This is a genomic window from Geodermatophilus sp. SYSU D00705 (assembly GCF_054050135.1).
Map to the genome: position 1 here is coordinate 45793 of NZ_JBJGYT010000021.1, position 20938 is coordinate 66730.

A 20938-nucleotide genomic window follows, 5' to 3' on the forward strand; every position below is an offset into this window, starting at 1 on the left:
CGCCACGTTCCGGGAGCCCCGTCGACCCGGACCGTGCCGCCCGGCCGCGACACCGACGGTCCGAGGCGCTGATCGCACCCGGTCAGCTGCGGCCGACGTCCCCGGGGTCCGGCGTCCGGAACGGCGGATCGCTCGACCGGCCGCCGTCGTGGTCCGGGGGCGGCGCCTCCTCGGGCCGGTCGGGCTCCTCTCCCCCGACGCCGAAGCCCTCGGCCGGCGGTGGCGCGCCCGCCCCGGGGTCGGCGGCCGGGATGCCGTCGTCCTCGCCGCCGAGGTTCGGCTCCATCGGTGTCCACGTCGACATCGCGCTCTCCTCACCCGCCCGGGTGGACGGGCGGTCCCCGCGGCATACCCGGGCCCGGTTGGGGGCAGCATCACCAGCCAGGTGAACGCCGGATGAACACGTCGGGCGGGAGACGGCATGGCGGAGACGCGGGCAGCGCAGCACGACGGCGGGTCGACGGGCGAGAGCCGCAAGGAGCGGGTCGACCGGGAGCTTCTGGAGCTGCTCAACGAGCTGCGGGTTGCCCTGCCCGGGGTGCAGTTCCTCTTCGCGTTCCTGCTGGTCGTCCCGTTCCAGCAGGGGGGCGCGGACCTGACCGAGTTCCAGCGGGACGTCTACTTCGTGACCCTGCTGGCCGCCGCGATCACGACCGGGCTGCTGATCGCACCCGCCGCCCAGCACCGCGTGCTGTTCCGGCAGCACGACAAGGAGAACCTCCTGCGGCGCAGCCACCGGTCGGCGTTCCTCGGGCTCATCGTGCTGGCGATCGCGATCTGCTCGGCCGTGCTGCTCGTGACCGACGTGGTCTTCGACCTGACCCTGGCGTGGGTGACCACGGGGATCGTGGCCGCCCTGCTGGCGTGGTGGTGGATCGCCGTCCCGTTCTGGCAGCGGGCGCACGCGAGGCAGGACTCGCCGCCGGAGAACGGGGAGCGCTGACCGGGGACTCCGCTCAGTCCCGCAGCGCCTCGGCGACGCGGTGGACGTCGCGCCGACCCTTGCCGTGGTCGATGAGCGTCGACCCGGTCAGCAGCCGGAACGGGATGCCGAACACGAACAGGACGAGCCCGTGGCTGCGGAGCGCACGCACGGCACGGATCCTGGCCGGACGGATCCGGCGGTGCCGGGTCGAGGACGCCTCGTGCACCCGGGGGGGTGCGTCCCCCGGTGCCCGAGCGCCCGGCAGATGGCCTCCACGACGGCGTCCGGCTCCTCGTGCTCCCAGAACCGGAGGACCCGCCAGCCGGCCGCCCTGAGGCGGGCGTCGGTGCGGCGGTCTCGGGCGACGTTGCCGGCGAGCTTGGCCATCCACCACTCCCGGTTCGCCCGCGGCAGGTGTCCGCAGGCCGGGCAGGCGTGCCAGAAGCAGCCGTCGAGGAAGACGACGAGGCGCCGGCCCTTCCACACGATGTCCCCGCGCGCCCGGGTCTCGGGACCGGGCCGGACGTCGACGCGGAAGCGCACGCCCCGGGCGTGAAGTCCCCGCCGGACGGCGAGCTCGTGCGAGGTGTCGCGGCGCGGCTGCTTCCGGAACCGGGCCGCCACCACGTCGGAGGACGCCGGTGGCGCGGGACCCGGTCCACCGCGACACGGGTCGGGCTCGTCCGCTGCGGACATCCACCCTCCTCAGCCGGGTCCGACGCCGCGTGCCGCGGTGGACGGTCGAGGACCTCCGGCGGCCGGTCGCCTAACCTGCGCCTCGTGAGCTCGCCGGTGGTCGTGGATGCCGCACCGCCACGGGAGGCTCGCCGGACCCGCACGCGGTGGACGCCGGTCGAACTGCTGCCGCCCCTGGTGGTCACCGTCCTCGGCACGGTGCTCCTGCTGCCGGGGCACGGCCTGTGGTTCGACGAGCTGTTCACGGCGGAGGTCGGACGGCTGCCGTTCCGGGAGATCGTCGCCGCGGTCGTCGGCGGCAGGGGGACGACGAGCTACCTGGTCGACGTGCCGCCGTCGTACAACGCCCCCTACTACCTGGTCGTGCACGCGTGGGCCTCGCTGCCCGGGCTCGGCGGGGACACCTCGCTGCGCGTGCTGTCGCTGCTGGCCACCGCGGGCGGGTTGGCGCTGGTGACCCGGGCGGTCACCCGGCTGGCGTCCCGGTCGATGGGCGTGCTGGCCGGTGTGGTGCTGGCGGCCAGCCCGCTGGTGCTGGAGCAGGCGGTGGAGGCCCGCAGCTACGGACTGGTCGTGCTGGCCACCGGTGGCGCGGCGCTGGGGTTGGTGCGGTGGCTGCAGGGGGCGCCGCGCGGGCTGCTGCTGTTCGGCCTGGCCGGCGCCGGCATGGGGCTGATGCACTGGTACGCGGTCACGGTGCTGGCTGCGTTCGTCGTGGCCGCACTGCTGCTGCGTGGCCGGCGGGCACTGCCGGTCGTGCTCATCGGGGCGGCCGCCGTCGTCCCGGCCGCCGGGCTGGTGGCGGTCAACCTGCTCAACGGCACCGGGGCCCGCAACGCCGAGCACCTGCGGGACACCGGCGGCACGCTGGCCGACCTCGCCGTCGAGGCGTGGGCCGGGGGCCGGACTCCCCTGCTGTACCTCGCTGTGGGGCTGGCCGTGCTCGGGGCGGTGCGAGCGCCCGGTCTGCGCGTCGTCGGGACCTGCTGGGTGCTGGTCCCGCTCCTGCTGCTGCTCGGCGCCGAGCTGGTGCGGCCGGTGTACCTGCCCCGCTACCTGCTCGCCGGGCTGCTCGGGCTCGGCGTGCTCGCCGCCGCCGGCGCGATGGCGGTACCGCGGACCGCGCGGGCACCGGTGGCCGCTCTCCTGGTGGCCTGCGCCCTGCTGGCCAGCTCGCCGCTGGCCGTTCGGGAGCCGCGTGAGCGCGCCGACGAGGTGGTGGCCTACCTCGCTGCGCAGCACCGTCCCGGCGAGCCGGTCGTGGCGGCCGACCAGCGGTCGGCGACCGGGCTGGACCACTACGTCCGGACGACCGCGCCGCAACTGCGGGCCGACGTGGCCCTGCCCCCGGACGACGCACCGGGCTCGGCCGACCGGGTGTGGTTGATTCGCCGGATCATCGACGGCGCTCCGGTGCCCACCGACGACGACGAGATCCTCGCCTCCGCCGGGCTCCGGATGACCGACGAACGGTCCTTCCCCGCCGGCAAGACCGACCTCGTCGTGCAGCTCTGGGAGCGCTGAGCCGGACGCGCGGTGGGGCACGCCGGTTCGCGCTGTCCGCGTCGGCGGTGTCATGCGGCGGTGAGCAGTGGTGGGCCGATCACGATCTCGGTGCCGTCGGGTCGCCAGGTGCGCCAGCGGCCGTCGGGTTGTCGGTGCACGCGGAAGCCGTGGTGGACCTTGGTGTGGTGCCGTTCGCACAGCAGCGCGGAGTTGGCCAGGGTGGTCTGGCCGCCGTTGATCCACTCCCGCAGGTGGTGCACGTCGCACCAGAAGGTGGGCGCCTGGCAGCCGGTGAACACACATCCCCGGTCGCGGGCCTCCACCGCCTTGCGCAGGTGTGGGGGCACGACGCGTTTGTCCCGGCCGAGGTCCAGCGGGGTGCCGTCGGGGGTCATCACGATCCGGGAGACGGCCGCGTCGCAGGCCAGCCAGCGGGCGCGGGCGGCGGAGATCGCGGTCCCGAAGCCGGTCTCGGCGGCGCCGGGGGCGGCCTTCGGGTCGATCAGGTCGGCCAGGTCGATGCGCACCATCACCTGCGGCTTGACGGTGCGCAGCACCGGCAGGCTCCCGGACGCGAGGGCGTTGTCGCACAGCTGCACCAGCGCGTCGCCCAGCTGCTGGGCGCGGGTGCGGGTGTCCCCGGCGCCGCGGCCGGCCTGCACCAGGGCCTCCAGGGCGGTGCAGAACCTCTCCCCGCCGACGGCGTCGAGCTCGACCCGGGCGGTGAGGCCGCCGTCGGCGTGCCGGGCGAGCCACACCGCCCGGGTCTCGGTGGGATCGGGCTCGGCCCCGTCGGGCTCCAGCCGGGCCAGGTAGTGCCCCACGGCCAGGGTCAGCTTCTGGTACGGCAGATCCTTGGCCACGGAGGTCAGGGCGGTGTCGACCTCGGCCAGGTCCACGCCCTGCTCGGCGGCCGCGGCCAGCCGGTCGTCCTTGGTGATCGGGGCGATGACGGCGACCTGCTCGGCCGCGACATCTCCGGCGGCGCAGGCCTCCGCGAGCGCCGGCAGCTGCGCCAGCGCCCGCCCGCCGCGCACCACCCGCGCCGCGGCCGTGCCGGACAACCGGGCGTGCCCGCGCAACCACGACTGCATGCTCTTGAGCCCGTCGTGCGCGGCGGCCTGGCGGGCGTCGGCGGTGCGCACGGTGCGGGCCAGCTCGGCGTCCAGGCGGTTGCGGGACGCAACGAGCGCGGCGGTGCGGTCCAGCAGCTCCCCGTCAGACAGTGCGTGGAGGCCGTCGCCGGCGAGGGCGTCCAGCACCGACGACAAGCCGTCCACGACACCTCCCGCCGCCTTCGATCAGGTGTTCGAAGTCTATCCCGGCGAGAAGGCGCAGACCACGCGAATCCCCAGCTCAGAGCCATGTCCACAGATCACGAAGGCGTCTTGCGGAGGCTACGGAGATGCCCTCCACGTCGCCGCGCCAGGAGGCCCTCGCGGGCGCGGCACTGGGGTCGCGTCACCACCGTCGCGGCGCGCGGCTGTGCCGCCCGGCCACCGCAGCCGCCGAGCGAAGCCTCTCGAGCAGGTCAGCGGCGTTGCCGCAGGGCCCACACCAGGGAGCGGGCCGACTGCGCGAGGCGGTCCCGGCTGCTCCAGGCGGAGCGGCCCTCCGGCCGCCGGTCCCGCGCCACGGGCACGCTCGTGACCGGCCGGCGGGTGGCGCCGACGGCCAGCACGACGCTCGGCGCACCGCCGCCGAGCACGGCCGCCACGACCGCCTCGCGCACCTCCGGACCCATCGCGAGGAAGGCGCCGGCGTCCGGCGGCAGCCCGGTGAGCCGGGCGGCCAGCCGGCGGTGCACCGTCCCGCTCAGCCGGCGGGCCGCCGACTCGTAGGCGCCGCGGCGTCCGGCGAAGACGGCGTCGACGTCGCCGAGGGCGAGCCGGTCCAGCAGTACCGGCACCGCCTCCGGAGGGTCCTGCAGGTCGGCGTCGAGGCACACCCAGACGTCGGCGTCGGGCTCGGCCGCGAGGCCGTGGGCCAGCGCGGCGTGCTGGCCGCCGTTGACGGTGAGCCCGGAGACCGCGACGCGGGGGTCGGCGGCGCTGAGCGCCGAGGCGACCCGCACGCTGTCGTCGGGCGAGGCGTCGATGACCAGCCGCAGCCGCCAGTCCCGGCCGGCCAGCGCGGCGGCCACCCGCTGCGCGAGCGGGGCCAGTGTCGCCTCGTTGCGGTACACGGGGACGACGACGGCGACGCGCGGACCGCTCATCCCCCGGCAGCCCACGTCAGCGCCAGGCCCTCGGCCAGGTCCACGGTCGGCGTCCAGCCCAGCAGCGCCGCGGCGAGCGACGGGTCGCTGACCCAGCAGTCGGTGTCCCAGTCCCGTCCCGGGTGCGCACCCGGTGCTGTGGCGATCGGCCGGCCGGTGACCCGCGCGGCGACCGCGACGAGCTCCTCGGTGGCGGTCTGCACGCCGGTGCCGATGTTGAGCACCTGCCCCGGCGGCAGGTCGTCGGCGAGCGCGGCGCGCAGGCAGGCGTCGACGACGTCGCCGACCCACACCCAGTCCCGCCGGCTGACCCGTGCCGGCAGCGGGACGACGGCGCCGCTGCGGGCCGCCGCCAGCACCACGGGGACCAGCCGCGTCGGGTGGTCCCCGGGGCCGTACACCTGGAACGCCCGCAGCACCGCCGTCCGCACCCCGCGCTCGGCGCCGGCGGCCTGCAGCAGCAGCGAGCCGGCGGCCTTGGTGGCGCCGAAGAAGCCGCGGGGCCGCAGCGGGGCGTCCTCGGTCAGCGGCGCCGCGCCGGCGCCGTACTCGGTGGATGAGCCCAGCCGCACCACGGCGCGGCAGCGGTCCGGCAGGGCGTCGACCAGCCACGGGCTGGTGTTGACCGCCACCGTGGCCGCCCGCTCGGCGGCCGTCGCCTTCGCCCGGCCGGCGGCGAGGGAGAAGACGACGTCGGGGTCGGCGTCCCGCACCGCCGCTGCCGCGGCCAGCGGGTCGGCGAGGTCGGCCCGGGCCCGGGTCAGCGGGACGACGTCCCAGCCCTCGGACCGCAGCCGGACGACGAGGTGGCGGCCGACGAAGCCCCCGGCGCCGGTGACCAGCGCCCTCACGCCGGCTGCGCCTCCGGGACGCCGGTCACCGCGGCCACGAAGGCGGCCCGCCGTCCGGCGGCCTCCTCGGGGGTGGCGGCGCGCAGGTCGTCCAGCGCGGCGTGCAGCCGCGGCACCTCGACGAACGGGTCGCGGCCGGCCATGTCGGCGATGAAGGAGCGGCGCAGGAAGGTGAACCCGGTGTCCATGCGGAGCAGCTCGGCGGCCAGCAGCATCCCCGGCACGGGGAACCCGCCCCCGGGCAGGGTCAGCCCAGCGACGCCGAAGGGCCGGTCGGTGACCGTGGCGCGGACGGCGTCCACGGTGCCGTCGACCAGCGGGGTGAACAGCTGCGTCGCGCCGCGGTCGATGCGCAGGTCGTTGAGGCCCACGTAGACCCGCGACAGCGGCCGCCGGGCCAGCTCGTCGGCGCGGGCGACGGCGTCCTGCGTCTCGATCAGGATGCCCAGGCCGCAGCGTCCGGCGACGCGGTCCAGGGTGCGGTCGACCTCCTCGGTCGTGCGGACCATTGGCAGCATGAGCTCGTCCGCGCCGCGGGCCACCGCGTCATCGACCTCGGCCGCCGTCCAGGGGCCGTACCCGTTGAGCCGGCACAGCAGCCGCCCGTCGGTGGCGGCCCGCATGCGGCTGAGGTCCGCGGGGGTGTCGGCGTTGATCTGGGTGCCCTCGCCGGCCTGCCGGCGGTACTTCCCGCGGCGCTCCCAGTCGACGACGATGCCGGCCGCGCCGGCGGCGACCACGTCGGCGCCCCACGTCGGGTCCACGGAGAAGAGGAAGAGGTCCACGCGGGTGAGCTTAGGCATGCCTAAGCCGTCTGCACGACCCCGCCCACGGGGAACGGCAGCCCGGCGCCGACGACGCGCACCGACACGTCGTCCCCCGCCGACGGCAGGTCCCGGCCCTCCAGCCGGGCGCTGAACGCGGGACCGGCGTGCAGCTCCAGCCGGACCCGGGCGTCGTGGCCGAAGAAGTCCACCCCGGCCACCCGCGCCGTCGGGCCGCCCGCACCGGGGACGCCCAGCCGCAGCTGCTCGGGCCGCAGCAGCACCCGCGCGGGCCCGTCCGGGCACGGCCGGTCCAGGGGCAGGACGCCGAGCACCGAGTGCGCCTGCCCGCCGCGGACCTCGGCGTCCAGGACGACGGACTCGCCCACGAAGGTCGCGACGTCGAGGTCGAGGGGGCTGCGGTAGAGGGTGCGCGGATCGGCCAGCTGCACCAGCCGGCCGCCGCGGAGGACGGCCACCTCGTCGGCCATCGACAGCGCCTCGGCCTGGTCGTGGGTGACCAGCACCGCGGTCGCCCCCGAGGCGGTCAGCGCCTCGGCCACCGCCTGCCGCGTCTCCTCCCGCAGCGACGCGTCGAGGGAGGAGAACGGCTCGTCGAGCAGCACCAGGGAGGGTCGGGGCGCCAGTGCGCGGGCCAGCGCCACGCGCTGCTGCTGGCCGCCGGAGAGCTGGTGCGGCGAGCGCAGCGCCAGGCCTGCGTCGAGGCCGACGAGGGCGAGCAGCTCCGCCACCCGGCCGGGGTCGCGGCGCTGCCGACGCGGCAGGCCGAAGGCGACGTTGCCCGCGACGCTCAGGTGCGGGAACAGCCCGCCCTCCTGCGGCACGAACCCGATCCGCCGGCGGCGCGCGGCGACGCTGCGGCCGGGCCCGGCGACCAGTCGCCCGCCGAGCTCGATCGTGCCGGTGTCGGGGTCGTCGAAGCCGGCGATGAGCCGCAGCAGCGTCGTCTTGCCGCACCCCGAGGGGCCCAGCAGCGCGGTGAGGCCGCCCTCGCGCACGTGCAGGTCGACGCCGGTGAGCACCGGGGTCGACCCGTAGGACCTCGTCACACCGGTGACGGTCAGCGAACTCATGTGGTCAGACCTCTACGGACGTCTCGGGACAGCAGGACGGTGGCCGGCGCCGACAGCAGCACCATGACGACGGCGTAGGGCGCGGCCGCCCCGTACTCCAGGGCGCTGCTGGCCGACCAGAACGCCGTCGCCAGCGTCGTCGTCCCGGTGGGGGCGAGTAGCAGAGTGGCGGTCAGCTCGGTGACCACCGCGAGGAACACCAGCGCGGCGCCGGCGCCGATGCCCGGCGCGAGCAGCGGGAGCGTCACCCGGCGCAGCCGGTCCGGAGCCGAGGAGCCGAGGGACGCCGCCACGTCGTCGTAGAGCCGGGGCGACTGCTCCACCGCGGAGCGCACGGTGACGATCGCCCGCGGCAGGAACAGGATCGCGTAGGCGGCCAGCAGCACCGGCACCGTCTGGTAGATCCACGGCGTCACGTCGATGGCGATGGTGACCAGCGCGAGCGCGATGACGATCGCCGGCACCGAGCTGCCCAGGTAGGTGCTGCGCTCCAGCAGCGTCGCCACCCGGCCGCGGGCGCGCACCGCCAGCCAGCCGGTGGGCAGCGCCATCGCGGTGGTGACGGCGGCGGCCGCGGCGGCCAGCCCGAGCGTCGTCCCCGTGGTGGCGACCAGGGCGCCCACCTCCGGGTCGGTGGACGAGCCGCGGACCAGCCACGTGGCCAGGCTGCCCAGCGGCACCGCCAGCGAGAGCCCGACCAGGGCGGTCAGGCCCAGCAGCGCGGGGACGGTGAGCGCGCCCAGCCGCACCGGCCGGCCGGGCCGGGCCACGCCCGCGCCGGTGCGGGCGTAGCCGTGCCGGCCGCGCAGCCGCACCTCGGCCAGCAGCAGCGCGAGGCACAGCAGCACGAGGACGCCGGCCAGCGTGGTGGCGCCCGGCCCGTTGAAGGTCGCCCGGTACTGGTCGTAGATCGCGGTGGTGAAGGTCGCGTAGCGCAGCATCTGCAGGGCGCCGAACTCCGCCAGCACGTGGAGCGCGACCAGCAGGCTGCCGCCGAGCAGCGCCACCCGCAGCTGGGGCAGCTGCACCCGCCGGAACACCGCCCAGCCGGACAGGCCCAGGCCGCGGGCGGTCTCCTCGAGGGCCGGGTCCAGCCCACGGAAGGCGGCGACCACCGGCAGGTAGACGAACGGGAAGTACGACAGCGTCACGACCAGCAGCGCACCGGCGTAGGTGTCCAGCCCCGGGAGCAGCGAGATCCACGCGTAGCTGTTGACGAACGCCGGCACCGCCAGCGGCGCGACCAGCAGCACGTGCCAGGCCCGCCGTCCGGGCAGGGCGCTCCGCTCGACCAGCCACGCCGCGCCCACCCCCAGGACGGCGCACAGCAGCACCGTCCCGCCGGCCAGCCGGGCGGTGTTCCACAGCAGCTCCCCCACCCGCGGCCGGAACACCAGCTCCTGGATGCCGCTCCAGCCCACCTCGACGGTCGAGACGACGATGTAGGCCAGCGGCAGCAGGGTCAGCGCGGCGACGGCCGCGGCGAGCACCAGCGTGACCGGCGTGCGGCGCACCGCGGAGCGCGGGCGGCCTCGCCCCGGGACGGCCGGCCGGGTCGGCGTCGCGGGAGCGGGCGGTGCGGGAGCGCTCAGAGCAGCCCCACCTCCTGCATGAGCTCGGTGACCCGCTGCTGGTCCAGCGACCCCGGGTCGACGTCCGGCGCCTGCAGGTCCGCGAGCGGCGGCAGCACGTCGGCGGAGGCGACGCCGTTCCCGACGGCGTACTCCAGCGCGGAGCTCTCGGCCAGCTTCTGCTGGGCCTCCGGGCTGGTGAGGTAGGCGACCAGCTGCTGCGCCTGCTCCGGCTGGTCGGAGGAGGCCAGCACGCCGGCCCCGGAGACGCTGACGAAGGCGCCCGGGTCCTGGTTGCGGAAGAGGTGCAGCCGCGCGTCGTCGCCCTTGAGCGCGTTCTCGGCCTGGTCGCGGTACCAGTAGTAGTGGTACATGACACCGGCGTCGATCTCGCCCTCGTCGGCGGCGACCATGACCGCGGTGTTGCTCTGGTACACGGAGGCGTTGCGCTCGAGGCCCGCGAGCCAGGCGCGGGTGGCGTCCTCACCGCGCAGCGCGAGGACGGCGCTGACGATCGCCTGGAAGTCCGGCCCGCCGGCGGCGATGCCGACGCGGCCCTCCCACCGCGGGTCCGCGAGGTCGAGGATCGAGGCGGGCAGCTCGGCCTCGGGCAGCTGCGCCGGGTTGTAGACCAGCACGGTGGAGCGGGCGGCGAAGCCGGTCCAGGTGCCCGACGCCGGCCGGTACGGCTGCCCGACCTGGTCGAGGGTCGCCTGGTCCAGCGGCGCGAGCAGCCCCTCGTCGTCCAGGATGTCGATCGACGGGCTGTTCTCGGTGAGGAAGACGTCGGCCGGCGACGCCTCTCCCTCCTGGACGATCTGGTTGGCGAGCTCGGCGTCGTTCGCGTCGCGGAACTCCAGCTCGATGCCGGTCTCGGCGGTGAAGTCCTCGAGCATGGTGCGGACCAGGCTCTCGTGCTGGGCGCTGTAGACGGTCAGCGTCTCCGCGTCGCCCGCGGCTTCCGAACCGCAGCCGCTGAGCACCCCCGCGAGGGTCAGTGCCGCAGCAGTCGTCCGCCCGAGCCTGTTCACGCACACGCCTCCGAAGATAGGCAAGCCATACCTGACCAGAAGGTGTACCACGGACGGCCGCCGCGGCGTGGGCTACAACTGACGTCGTGCACCCCGCTCCGACCCTGCCCATGCGGACCGCCCGCTTCGCCGAGCTCACCCCGTTCGAGGTCTATGCCCTGTGCCGGCTGCGGGTCGACGTGTTCGTGGTGGAGCAGCAGTGCCCCTACCCGGAGCTGGACGGCCGGGACGCCGAGCCCGCGACGGTGCACCTGTGGTTCGAGGACGACGGCGCGGTCGCGGCCACCATCCGGGTGCTGGACGACGGCGGCACCCGCGCGATCGGGCGGGTCGCGACCGCGGCGACGCACCGCGGGCGCGGGCTGGCCGCCGACCTCATCCGCGCCGGCATCGACCTGTCCGAGGGGTACCCGATCACGCTCGGCGCGCAGGCCCACCTGGAGGGCTGGTACGAGCGGTTCGGCTTCCGGCGCAGCGGTCCCGGCTACGTCGAGGACGGCATCCCGCACGTGCCGATGCGCCGTGAACCCTGATCCCCGGGGCGGCGCCGACCTGGTGCACACGGCGGCGACCCGCCTGGAGGACCTGGCCGCCCGCACGACCCCCGGCGACTGGCGGGCCGGCGGGCTGCTGGCCAGCCGGCCCGAGGTGGTCGCCCACCTGCCCGGCGGCGGCACCGAGCACGTGGCGGAGGCACGGGCCGGGACAGCCCCCTGGATCACGGCGCTGTCGCCGGCGCTCGCGGCCCCGCTCGCCGCGTGGCTGCGGGCGGCTGCCGCCGGACCGGTGGACCCGGCCGCCGAGGCGTTCGCGCGGGCCCTGCTGGAGCGGTTGTCCCCGTGAGCCCGCGGGGAGGCCCGGGTCCCCCGTGACACCGGGTCTCCCCGCGGTGTCCGCCCATTCTACGAAACGACCTCGTTCTGTATGACGTGCGGGCGGAGCTGCGGTGGACACCCCGCCGTCCGCGGCGCACGCTCCGCCCGTGCCCGCCGAGCGCCGCGCCTTCGCCCACGACGCCGTCCTGGACCTGCCGGCCGGCGGCGACGAGCGGGCTCCCGGCGGCGCGGTCACGATCGCCCTCTGCGGCAGCTGGACCCACGACCCGCCCTGCCCGCTCGCGCCGCACCACACCGCGGCGGCTCGCGACGGTGACCACCTGCAGGTGCGGGTGCTGTTCGCGGCCGACCCGGCGGACGAGGCGCGGGTGCGCGGCCTGGTCGAGGAGGCGCTGGCCCGCGGGGAGTGCGTGGGACCCGACGGCGTCCGCACCTCGTGGCGGCTGGTAGGCGCGTCGGCCTCGCCGGTGCGGGCGGAGGAGACGGCGCACGCCGAGCGACTCACGCGCTCCTGACCGCAGCTCACCCGCACCCGGCGGCCCGGTGCAGCAGCAGCGCGCGTTCCCGCTCGTTGCGGGTCAGCGACGCGGCCCGCTCGAACTCCCGCCGCGCCTCCCGCCCGCGGCCGAGCTGCAGGAGCAGGTCCCCACGGGCGGCGGGCAGCAGGTGGTAGCCGCGCAGCGCCGGCGCACCGGTGAGCTCGTCGACGAGCTCGAGCCCGGCCGCAGGGCCGTAGGCGCGCGACACCGCGACGGCGCGGTTGAGCTCGACCACCGGGGAGGGCAGCAGCTCGGCCAGCGCCTCGTAGAGCGCGGCGATGCGCACCCAGTCGGTCTCCTCGGCGGTGCGGGCGCGCGCGTGGCAGGCCGCGATCGCCGCCTGCAGCCCGTAGGGCCCCAGGCCCGTCCCGGTGCCTTCGGCGCGTCGCAGCGCGGCCAGGCCGCGGCCGATGAGCACGTGGTCCCAGCGGCCGCGGTCCTGGTCGGGCAGCAGCACCGGCTCGCCGTCCGGGCCGGTGCGGGCGCGCACCCGCGAGGCCTGTAGCTCCATGAGCGCGACCAGCCCGTGCACCTCGCCCTCCGCCGGGGTCAGCGCGGCGAGGACGCGCCCGAGCCGCAGCGCCTCCTGGCAGAGCTCGGGCCGGGTCCACGACTCCCCCGCCGTCGCCGCGTAGCCCTCGTTGAACACCAGGTAGACGACCTCGAGCACGGAGGAGAGCCGGGCGGCGAAGTCGGGGCCGGCGGGCATCTCGAAGGGCACCCGGGCGGCGGCGAGGGTGCGCTTGGCCCGCACGATCCGCTGCGCGACGGTGGCCTCGGGCACGAGGAAGGCCCGGGCGATCTCGTCGGTCGTGAGGCCGCCGATCAGCCGCAGGGTCAGCGCGACCCGGGCCTCGCGGGAGAGCACCGGGTGGCAGGCGATGAAGACCAGCCGCAGGACGTCGTCCTCGACCACCTCGTCCAGCGCCGCGGCCCGGTCCGGCTCGTCGGCCTCGGCCAGCTCGCGGCCGAGCTCGGCGGTCTTGCGCTCCAGCCGCTCCGCGCGCCGGAAGACGTCGACCGCGCGGTGCTTGGCCGTGGCCATCAGCCAGGCGGCCGGGTTGTCGGGAACGCCGGTCCGCGGCCACCGTTCGAGCGCGGCGACCAGGGCCTCCTGGGCCAGGTCCTCCGCCAGCCCGACGTCCCCGGTGACGCGGGTGAGGGCGGCGACGAGCTTGGCGGACTCGATCCGCCACACGGCCTCGACCACACGGGAGGTCGTCGTCCCGCTGCTCACCGCCGCCCCCGCCCAGACGCTCGGACGCTCAGGCCCGCTGCTGCTCCACGGCGGCCCGGATCCGGTCCTCCTGCTCACGGAGCTCCGGGGTGTAGGCCTCGCCGAACTCGTCGGCCTCGAACACCTGCCGGACCTCCACCTCGCCGTCGCGGAAGGGGATCCGCTTGACCCACTCCAGCACCTCCTCGAGGGAGCTGACCTGCAGGATCCAGTAGCCGGCCACCAGTTCCTTGGTCTCGGCGAACGGGCCGTCGACCACGGTGGTCCTCCCGTCCTGCGCGTAGCGGACCCGGAAACCGCGGGAGCTGGGGTGCAGGCCCTCGCCGGCGAGCATGACGCCGGCCTTGGCCAGCTCCTCGTTGTAGGCACCCATCTCGGCGAGCTCCTGCTCGGTGGGCATGGCGCCCCGCTCGCTGTCCTCGGACGCCTTGACGATCACCATGTAGCGCATGGGGCCCTCCTCCTCGCCGGTGGGGCGCCGGCCCTGCTGACCGGCGTGCACCCCACCCTCACCGACACGTCGAACGGCCGGGGCGCGGATCGACACGACGCCCGAGAAATCTCCGGCGATCTCAGACGTGGGCGTCGACGAAGCGGGTGACCTCCGCGGCGAGGGCGGCCTCGGCGCCGCCGTACTCGTGCCCTGCCCCGGGCAGCTCGAGGCAGGCGCGGTCGGGGACGCGCATCCGCTCGTAGAGGTCGCGCCACGCGCCGGCCCGGGTCTCCGCGCCGCCCCAGGCCAGCAGCAGCGGGGACGACGAGGCGTTGCACCCGTCCAGCCAGCGGTCCGGGCGCTCGGCGAGACGTTCCAGGAAGGAGGTGGCCGAGATGGCGAAGTACCAGGCGGGCACGGGGATCAGCAGGTGGCCCCGGTCGCGGTCGACGAGGTCCTGCGCGTGCGCCCGGGCCGCCTCCAGGGCCGCGTCGTCGGCGAACCACGCCGTCAGCGGGAACCGCACGGAGGTCAGCGGGGAGAGGAAGACCCGCCCGGCCACCTCCGGGCCGGGGGCCATGTCCCCGAGGAAGTAGCCGCCGGCGGAGTGCCCGACGACGAACACCGGCAGGCCCGTCCGGTCCCGCAGCCAGGTCACGCCGGCGCGGAGGTCCAGCGGGCCGTCGTCGAGGCGTTCCCACATGCCGCCGTAGGCGGCCTCGGCGCGCGTGGCGATGCCCGGGGCGTTGCGGAGGCGGCTGTAGCCGAGGTCGTGGCAGCGCAGGTTGAGCGCGAGGTGCACGAACCGGTCCGGCGCCACCAGCGGCGGCAGGATCCGCGGCGGGCCGGAGTAGCAGTTGCCGCCCTTGCCGTGCACGTGCAGCAGCGCCGCGACGGGCTGCGCGGGCGGCGGGTACAGCAGGCTCTCCAGCAGCACGCCGTCCTCGGCGGGCACGTCCACCAACTGCGGACCACCGGTGGCCAGGTTCACGGAGCTCCTCGCGAGAGAGAAAGGCCCCCGGTGCGGCGCCGTCGCCGCACCGGGGGCCTCCGGTCAGTCGATGGGGGGTCAGTCGTCGATGATCGCCGCGTCGTAGTCGATCTCCTCGTCGATGAGCCCGTACTTGACCATCAGCTCACCGAAGGTCTGGATCGACTCCGGGTCGTTCTTGCCCCGCCACTGGATGAGGTTGATGTTCTCGGCGAGGGCCGGGTCGATGTCGATCAGCTCCGGCATCGCCTTGCGGAAGGACTCCGGGTCCTCGCGGATGTCGTCGGCGGTCGCCTGCACGGCGCGCCCGAAGGCCTCCACCACGTCGTCACCCACCCGCGCGATGGTCTCGTCGGTCATCACCATGGTGCCGATCTGCAGGCCGGGCTCGATCCCGACCCACGGGCGGTGCACGACCCGCAGGCCCTGGTTCTGCCCGATGGTCGCGAACGGCTCGATGACGATGCCGGCGTCCACGTCACCGCGGGTGATGGCGGCGAGGATCTCAGGGAACGGCAGCTCGACCGGGCTGATCGCGTTCTCGGCGAAGCCCTGCTCGTCGCGGATCCGGCCGATCGCCAGGTCGTTGACGTTGCGCAGCGCGTTGACGCCCATCCGGACGCCGTCGAGGTCCTCCGGGCCCTGGATCGGGCTGTCGGGCTTGACCAGGACCGCGGCGAAGTCCCCGTCGGCCTCCTCGGAGGTGGCGCTGCCGGCGGCGACCATCTTGATCGGCAGGTCCGCGTTGATGCTGGTGATGGCCGAGACCAGGTCCAGGCCGAGGACGTCCATGTCGCCCTGCACGAGCGCCGGGACGGTGGCGGTGCCGCCGCCGGGGTTGACCCGCGCCTGCAGGTCGATGCCCTCGTCCTCGAAGTGCCCGCGCTGGACGCCGTAGGCCACGAAGGAGTACGGGCCACCGGGGGTCTCGGCCATGGTCAGCGTCGTCAGGCCGCCGTCCCCGCCGCCGGCGGTGGCACCGGACGCGTCGCTCGAGCCCCCGTCGTCGGACCCGCCGCACGCGGCACTCGCCATGAGGACGCTGGCGGTCACCAGCGCCCAGGCGGCTCTCGAGGACTTCATCCGGTCTCCTTGGAGGTCGTTCGGGTCGCCGTCCTGGCGGACGGCGCGCTGTAACGTACGTCACCGTTCCACGCACGGCAATCAAAGTGGTGGAAGTTCCGCCAGATCGAACATGGCGTCACTTGAGCGAGAAGTGCACCCAGCGCTTGCCGTCCTCGAGGCCGGCCAGCTCGCGGCCGGCGGACTGCATGATCAGCGGCGAGGACGACACGTGCTGCGTGCCACCGTGCACGTCGCGGAACAGCCGCTGCATGGTGCCCCGGCGCAGCGCGTCGGTGCCGGCGGAGGTGTAGGCGAACTGGGCGATCCCGGCGACGGAGAACGTGGCGTTGTGCAGCGCCACCCGGTTGAGGGTGTGCAGCCGCAGCGGGATCTCCTCCCCCCGGGCCAGCGTCGCCTCGATCTCCTCCCACACCTCGTAGAGGAGGGCCTTGGCGGCGCGCAGCTCGACCTCGGCCTTGGCGTAGTGCTCGGCGAAGGCGGCGGTGTCGGTCTGCGCGCCGGGGCGGCCGGCCTTGGCGCGGACGACGGCGGCCAGCTCGTCGAGCACCCGGCGGCCGACGCCGAGCACCCAGCCGCCGTGGTTGATGCTCGCGAAGTTGCCGATGCCGATGCGGTAGAGGTCGCCCCCGGTGACCGGCTCGGTGGACAGCGACGGGTAGCTGTACTCGATCGGGACGAAGCAGTCCTCGAGCGTGTAGTCGATGCTGCCGGTGCCGCGCAGGCCGAGCACGTCCCAGTTCTCGATGAAGGTCACCTGCTCGACCGGCACGATGAAGAACCGCGTCTGGCCGGTCTCGGTGTCCATGGCCGCGGTGTGCAGGTGGGTGCCGTGCTTGATCCCGGAGGCGAAGGACCACTCGCCGCTGATCCGGTGCCCGCCCGGGACGGGGACGGCGCGGCCGGGCTTGGTCCCCTGGCCGGCGATGCCCAGCCGCGGGGTGGCGAACAGCTCGCGGGCGGCGTCGGGCTGGAAGAACGCCCCGGCCAGGCCGGTGGCCAGCCCCAGGGCCATCGTGACCCAGCCGGTAGAGGGGTCGGCGTAGGACAGCGTGCGGAACAGGTCCATCGCCTGCCGCGGGGTCATCTCCGCGCCGCCGAGCGCGCGCGGGGTGAAGACGCCGATCGCGCCGATGTCGTACAGCGCCTCGACCACCGGCTCGGCGATGCGGCCGGTGCGGTCGTTCTCCTCGCCGTGCGCGTCGACGAGGTCGACCAGCCCCTCGGCCGCGCGGAGGACCTCGGCCGGCGTCCGCCCGGTGGCCACCGCCTGCTCCTGCACCGTCATGCCCGCTCCTCGCGTCGCCGGTCCCGTCCGCAGAGGAATGTAGGCACGTGTGACGCGCAGCACGACGTCCCGGTGATAGGGAGTGGGGCCGCACTGATTCCTGCTGGGAATGAGGCGTGCGAGCCGGGCTTACGCCTCCGGTGCGACGGCTCGAGAGGCCGTCCTCCACGCGGCTGATGACCGCGAGGTGTCAGGTCGCCCGCGGGAGCTCCCCGTCCTCCCAGGGGCGCAGGGCCAGGAAGTTGTCGAGCACGGCCGGGCGCGGCCCGGCGCGCCACAGGGCGCCCATGGTCAGCGCGAGGTCGCCGTCCTCCAGCGGCACGTGGGCGACCGCCGCCGAGGCGGCCAGCCGCGCCGACGCCGGGGCGAAGGCGACGCCGAGACCACCGGCCACCAGGCCGAGGGCGATCGAGGTGCTGCTCACCTCGTGCGCGACCCGCGGGCTGAAGCCGGCCTTGTTGCAGGCGGTGACGTAGTAGTCGTGCAGCCCCGGCTCCACCGAGCGCTCGATGAGGATGACCTCCTCGCCGGCGATCTCCTCCAGGCGGACCGACGGCCGCTCGGCCAGCCGGTGCCCGCGCGGCACGACCAGCAGCACAGGCTCCTGGCTGATCGGCTCGGTGCGCAGCTCCGGCCGCGGCGTGACGGGCAGCCGGGTGAACGCCAGGTGCATGCTGCCGTCGGTGATCTTCTCGACGGCCGACCGGCTGGTCTCCTCGCTGAGGCTGAGGACGACGCCGGGGTGGTGCCGGCGGAACGCGCGCAGCGACCGGGGCAGCAGGTCGGCCAGGGCGGGCTGGATGAAGCCGATGGTCAGCCGGCCGACCTCGCCGCGGACGACCGCGCGGGCCCGGTCGACGGCGCCGTCCGCGCGGGCGAGCACCTCGACGGCCTCGGCGAGGAAGACCCGGCCGGCCTCGGTGAGCAGCACTCCCCGGCGGTCGCGGTCGAGCAGCCGCACGCCGAGCTCGTGCTCGAGCGCGCTGATCTGCTTGCTGAGGGCCGGCTGGGCGATGTGCAGCTTCTGCGCGGCCCGCCGGAAGTGCAGCTCCTCGGCGACGGAGACGAAGTAGCGCAGGTGGCGCAGCTCCACGGGCTACCGCGCCGCGGCGGGCGCGGTCACAGCCACGCGGGCACCTCGGGGATGCCGCCGTCCGCGCTCAGCCCGTCACCGCGCGAGCGCCCGGTGAGCCACGCCGTCACCGAGGGCAGCGGACCCGAGACGGCCACCGCACCGGTCCCCCACTCGCGGTCACCGGCGAACACCACGACGTCGGGCACCTGGTCGCGGCGGTCCCACATCCGGAACACGTCGTCGACCATCGCCGCCTGCACCTCGTCGTCGATGTCGCCGAAGCCCACGCCCGCGTCGAGGTCGACGGCGTGCACGTACACCTCGCGGCAGCGCATCCACGGCACCTCCGACGCCGCGACCTCGCGCCCCTGCGCCGTGCGGACCGGAGCCGACCAGGCCTCCTCCGGGAGGCCGTGCACCGCCTCGGCCAGCCGCGCGGTGGCGGCCAGCACCTCGCCCCGCAGCGCCGCCGGCGACAGGGCCGCCGCCTCGGCGATGCCCGCCTCCCGGGCCTCGGCCGAGGCGTACATCGGCGTCTCGACGCCGGTCCGCGCCCAGTGGAGCAGGTTGCACAGCGCGTCGGCGTTGCGGGCCACGTGCGCGAGGAGGTACTGGCGGTTCCAGCCGGGGAGCAGCGACGGTCCCTCGAACTCCTCGTCGGTGAGCCGGCCGAGGGCGGTGCCGAACAGCCGTTCCCCGTCGGCCCACCAGTCGAGCGTCTCCGGCTTGGTCATGCGCGCCTCCTCGGCGAGGGGCCGGGTCAGCGGACGGTGACCGCCATCGACCCGATCCGGCTGATGGTCATCTCCAGCTTCTCACCCGGGGTGATGGGGCCCACACCGGGCGGGGCGCCGGTGAACAGCACGTCGCCGGGCAGCAGGGTCATGACCGAGGAGGCGTAGGCGACGATCTGCGGCACTGGCGTGAGCAGGTCCCGGGTGTTGACCGCCTGGCGCACCTGCCCCTCGCAGGTGAGCAGGATGTCCAGGTCCGAGCCGTCGCCGACCTCGTCGGTGGTGACCAGCCACGGCCCCAGCGGGCTGAAGGTGTCGTAGCTCTTGCGGCGGGAGCGGTCCGCGGCGCTGCGCACCGTGATGTCCAGGCCGGCGGTGAAGCCGAGGACGGCGTCCATGGCCGACTCGACCGGGATGTCCTTGCCGCCGGCGCCGATGACGACGACCAGCTCCGACTCGTGGTGCACCTCGTGCCCGGCGGCGACGACGTCCCGCGGCAGCACGATGTCGGCACCCGGGCCGACGATCGAGGACGGCGCCTTGAGGAAGACGTCGAACTCCATCATCCAGGACTCGACCCGGCCCAGCGTCCGCTCCTGGACGCCGTGCATCTCGGCCACGTGCTCGCCGTAGTTGCTGGCCGCGGCGAGCACCTTGGACGGCCCGAGGACCGGCGCCCGCAGCGCGACCTCCGCCACCGGACGCCGCGGTCCGGTCTCGGCGGCCTCGCGGAGCCGGGGCAGGACCGAGGCGGAGTCGCGGCACAGCGCCCGCCACCACCCGGCGGTGAGCGGGTCGGGGTCGTGCGGCCAGGGCAGCGCGGCGGTCACGTCGACCACGGTCGCGTCGTCGGCGGAGACGACCCCGAGCCGGTGGTCGTCGAAGAGTGCGAGCTTCACGGGTCTCCAGTGTCTGCGGGAACGGGTGGTTCTCAGCGTGGGGTGAAGGTGCCGGTCACCGTCTGCGGCCCGGGCAGGACCTGCTCGCGGTAGATGCCCAGCGCGCGCAGCACGGGGGCGTCGGTGAGCTGGAAGAGCACGCTCTCCTCGCCGGCGGCGTGCTCGACGGCCGACCAGGACGGCGCGACGAACATGTCGCCGGGACCCCAGTCGAAGCGCTGCCCGTCGATGACCGTCGAACCCGAGCCCTGGAACGCCACGAAGACGGCGTTGCCGCTGCGGCGCACCGGGGCGCTGTGCCCGCCGGCGCGCACGCGCAGCACCGAGCAGCCCAGGGTCGGCAGCACGCTGGCACCGGTGGTCGGGTTGACGTACTCCAGCGCCAGCACCGGCTCGTCGGACTCCGCGGCCAGCCGGTCGAGCTCGGCGGCGGTGTCGGCCCAGCGGTAGATCAGCAGGGGCGACGGCGCGGGGGTCAGCGGCCCGTCGACCGCGCCCCGCACGTACCGGGTACCCGGCGGGTGCGCCCGCTCGGAGAGGTTGTGCTCGGCCGGCTGGGGCTGGCTCTCCCCCGGGCCCGGGTACGGCTCGAAGAAGACGGCGTCGAGCGCCTCGACCATCGGCAGGTCGAGCCCGTCGAACCAGAACATCTCCGAGTCGCCACCGTTGACGTGGTCGTGCCAGTTCCAGGACGGCGTGAGCACCAGGTCACCGGGGTGCATGTCGCACGCATCGCCGTCGACCGTCGTCCAGACGCCCTCGCCCTCGAGGACCCAGCGCACCGCGCCCGGCGTGTGCCGGTGCGCCGGCGCGGTCTCCCGCGGGCCGAGGCACTGGATGGCGCCCCAGAGCGTGCCGGCGGCGTACGGCCGGCCGCCCAGGCCGGGGTTCTGGAGGCTGAGCACCCGCCGCTCCCCGCCGCGCTCGACCGGGACCAGCTGGATGGCCCGGCGGGCCAGGGGCTTCATCGTCGCCGCCGACCACAGCCACGGGACGGCCCGGGGCCGGGGCGTCGGGGTGAGCAGCTGCTCGGTGATGGTCCACAGCGGGCGGAGGTCGACCGCGGCGAGGTCGCGGTACAGCGCCTCCAGCTCGAGGTCGGTACGCGTGTCGGGGGTGGCAGTCATCGACGGACCTCCTCGGTCATGCGGGTCAGGCTAGACAGCA

24 protein-coding genes are annotated in these 20938 nt (G+C 75.3%); 5 read left to right on the plus strand and 19 right to left on the minus strand.

Translation table 11 applies throughout. The features are described 5' to 3' along the window. Window positions 1-82 precede the first annotated feature (82 nt). A complete protein-coding gene (locus ACI78Q_RS16295) occupies window positions 83-304 on the minus strand; it encodes a hypothetical protein (RefSeq protein WP_456924456.1) in 222 nt (73 codons plus the stop codon). Window positions 305-421: 117 nt separating this feature from the next. Between ACI78Q_RS16295 and ACI78Q_RS16300 the strand changes: the two genes are divergently transcribed. Beyond that, window positions 422-943 (plus strand): DUF6328 family protein, encoded by a 522-nt coding sequence (locus ACI78Q_RS16300; protein ID WP_456924457.1) that lies wholly within the window; start codon window positions 422-424, stop codon window positions 941-943. 13 nt (window positions 944-956) lie between these two features. Here ACI78Q_RS16300 and ACI78Q_RS16305 read toward each other — a convergent pair whose 3' ends face one another. Further along, window positions 957-1094: a hypothetical protein gene (locus tag ACI78Q_RS16305; RefSeq protein WP_456924486.1), complete on the minus strand. Its 138-nt coding sequence runs from the start codon at window positions 1092-1094 to the stop codon at window positions 957-959. Continuing rightward, on the minus strand, window positions 1031-1621 hold the full coding sequence (locus ACI78Q_RS16310) for a very short patch repair endonuclease (protein WP_456924458.1): 591 nt from the start codon (window positions 1619-1621) through the stop codon (window positions 1031-1033). Before ACI78Q_RS16310 ends, ACI78Q_RS16305 begins: the two co-directional genes overlap by 64 nt. A gap of 84 nt (window positions 1622-1705) precedes the next feature. On the opposite strand from ACI78Q_RS16310, the gene ACI78Q_RS16315 reads away from it, so the two are divergent. Beyond that, window positions 1706-3145 (plus strand): hypothetical protein, encoded by a 1440-nt coding sequence (locus tag ACI78Q_RS16315; RefSeq protein ID WP_456924459.1) that lies wholly within the window; start codon window positions 1706-1708, stop codon window positions 3143-3145. A gap of 50 nt (window positions 3146-3195) precedes the next feature. Here ACI78Q_RS16315 and ACI78Q_RS16320 read toward each other — a convergent pair whose 3' ends face one another. The 7 genes from ACI78Q_RS16320 to ACI78Q_RS16350 form a co-directional block, all read right to left on the minus strand. Next, window positions 3196-4407, minus strand: a complete 1212-nt coding sequence (locus ACI78Q_RS16320) for a DUF222 domain-containing protein (protein WP_456924460.1) — start codon at window positions 4405-4407, stop codon at window positions 3196-3198. Window positions 4408-4658: 251 nt separating this feature from the next. Beyond that, window positions 4659-5345 carry a glycosyltransferase gene (locus ACI78Q_RS16325; protein ID WP_456924461.1) on the minus strand — a complete coding sequence of 229 codons (687 nt, stop codon included), beginning with the start codon at window positions 5343-5345 and terminating at the stop codon, window positions 4659-4661. Next, window positions 5342-6196 carry an NAD-dependent epimerase/dehydratase family protein gene (locus ACI78Q_RS16330; RefSeq protein WP_456924462.1) on the minus strand — a complete coding sequence of 285 codons (855 nt, stop codon included), beginning with the start codon at window positions 6194-6196 and terminating at the stop codon, window positions 5342-5344. The genes ACI78Q_RS16325 and ACI78Q_RS16330 overlap by 4 nt, the downstream gene beginning before the upstream one ends. After that, window positions 6193-6999: an aldolase/citrate lyase family protein gene (locus ACI78Q_RS16335; RefSeq protein WP_456924463.1), complete on the minus strand. Its 807-nt coding sequence runs from the start codon at window positions 6997-6999 to the stop codon at window positions 6193-6195. The genes ACI78Q_RS16330 and ACI78Q_RS16335 overlap by 4 nt, the downstream gene beginning before the upstream one ends. Window positions 7000-7001: 2 nt before the next feature. Then, window positions 7002-8054 carry an ABC transporter ATP-binding protein gene (locus ACI78Q_RS16340; RefSeq protein WP_456924464.1) on the minus strand — a complete coding sequence of 351 codons (1053 nt, stop codon included), beginning with the start codon at window positions 8052-8054 and terminating at the stop codon, window positions 7002-7004. Next, a complete protein-coding gene (locus ACI78Q_RS16345; protein WP_456924465.1) occupies window positions 8051-9568 on the minus strand; it encodes an ABC transporter permease in 1518 nt (505 codons plus the stop codon). Before ACI78Q_RS16345 ends, ACI78Q_RS16340 begins: the two co-directional genes overlap by 4 nt. A gap of 74 nt (window positions 9569-9642) precedes the next feature. Then, the gene (locus ACI78Q_RS16350) at window positions 9643-10656 is read right to left on the minus strand and encodes an iron ABC transporter substrate-binding protein (RefSeq protein ID WP_456924466.1); all 1014 of its coding nucleotides are present in this window, start codon (window positions 10654-10656) and stop codon (window positions 9643-9645) included. A gap of 86 nt (window positions 10657-10742) precedes the next feature. On the opposite strand from ACI78Q_RS16350, the gene ACI78Q_RS16355 reads away from it, so the two are divergent. The 3 genes from ACI78Q_RS16355 to ACI78Q_RS16365 all read left to right on the plus strand — a co-directional run bounded on the left by ACI78Q_RS16355 (window position 10743) and on the right by ACI78Q_RS16365 (window position 12007). Continuing rightward, on the plus strand, window positions 10743-11189 hold the full coding sequence (locus tag ACI78Q_RS16355) for a GNAT family N-acetyltransferase (RefSeq protein WP_456924467.1): 447 nt from the start codon (window positions 10743-10745) through the stop codon (window positions 11187-11189). Beyond that, complete coding sequence (locus ACI78Q_RS16360; protein ID WP_456924468.1) at window positions 11179-11499, plus strand: hypothetical protein; 321 nt, start codon at window positions 11179-11181, stop codon at window positions 11497-11499. Before ACI78Q_RS16355 ends, ACI78Q_RS16360 begins: the two co-directional genes overlap by 11 nt. A 139-nt stretch (window positions 11500-11638) precedes the next feature. Beyond that, window positions 11639-12007: a hypothetical protein gene (locus ACI78Q_RS16365; RefSeq protein ID WP_456924469.1), complete on the plus strand. Its 369-nt coding sequence runs from the start codon at window positions 11639-11641 to the stop codon at window positions 12005-12007. Window positions 12008-12014: 7 nt separating this feature from the next. Here ACI78Q_RS16365 and ACI78Q_RS16370 read toward each other — a convergent pair whose 3' ends face one another. The 9 genes from ACI78Q_RS16370 to ACI78Q_RS16410 all read right to left on the minus strand — a co-directional run bounded on the left by ACI78Q_RS16370 (window position 12015) and on the right by ACI78Q_RS16410 (window position 20898). Then, the gene (locus ACI78Q_RS16370) at window positions 12015-13241 is read right to left on the minus strand and encodes an RNA polymerase sigma factor (RefSeq protein WP_456924470.1); all 1227 of its coding nucleotides are present in this window, start codon (window positions 13239-13241) and stop codon (window positions 12015-12017) included. 55 nt (window positions 13242-13296) lie between these two features. Further along, on the minus strand, window positions 13297-13719 hold the full coding sequence (locus tag ACI78Q_RS16375) for a YciI family protein (RefSeq protein WP_456924471.1): 423 nt from the start codon (window positions 13717-13719) through the stop codon (window positions 13297-13299). A 121-nt stretch (window positions 13720-13840) separates the two neighbouring features. Next, window positions 13841-14692, minus strand: coding sequence for an alpha/beta hydrolase (locus ACI78Q_RS16380; protein ID WP_456924472.1), 852 nt, complete (start codon window positions 14690-14692; stop codon window positions 13841-13843). A 78-nt stretch (window positions 14693-14770) separates the two neighbouring features. Beyond that, window positions 14771-15775: an ABC transporter substrate-binding protein gene (locus tag ACI78Q_RS16385; RefSeq protein ID WP_456924473.1), complete on the minus strand. Its 1005-nt coding sequence runs from the start codon at window positions 15773-15775 to the stop codon at window positions 14771-14773. 118 nt (window positions 15776-15893) lie between these two features. Then, a complete protein-coding gene (locus tag ACI78Q_RS16390; RefSeq protein ID WP_456924474.1) occupies window positions 15894-17063 on the minus strand; it encodes an acyl-CoA dehydrogenase family protein in 1170 nt (389 codons plus the stop codon). Window positions 17064-17253: 190 nt separating this feature from the next. Next, window positions 17254-18156, minus strand: a complete 903-nt coding sequence (locus tag ACI78Q_RS16395) for a LysR family transcriptional regulator (protein WP_456924475.1) — start codon at window positions 18154-18156, stop codon at window positions 17254-17256. 26 nt (window positions 18157-18182) lie between these two features. Beyond that, the gene (locus ACI78Q_RS16400; protein WP_456924476.1) at window positions 18183-18872 is read right to left on the minus strand and encodes a maleylpyruvate isomerase family mycothiol-dependent enzyme; all 690 of its coding nucleotides are present in this window, start codon (window positions 18870-18872) and stop codon (window positions 18183-18185) included. 26 nt (window positions 18873-18898) lie between these two features. Beyond that, a complete protein-coding gene (locus tag ACI78Q_RS16405; RefSeq protein ID WP_456924477.1) occupies window positions 18899-19771 on the minus strand; it encodes a fumarylacetoacetate hydrolase family protein in 873 nt (290 codons plus the stop codon). A gap of 32 nt (window positions 19772-19803) precedes the next feature. Then, complete coding sequence (locus tag ACI78Q_RS16410) at window positions 19804-20898, minus strand: cupin domain-containing protein (RefSeq protein ID WP_456924478.1); 1095 nt, start codon at window positions 20896-20898, stop codon at window positions 19804-19806. Window positions 20899-20938: the final 40 nt, after the last annotated feature.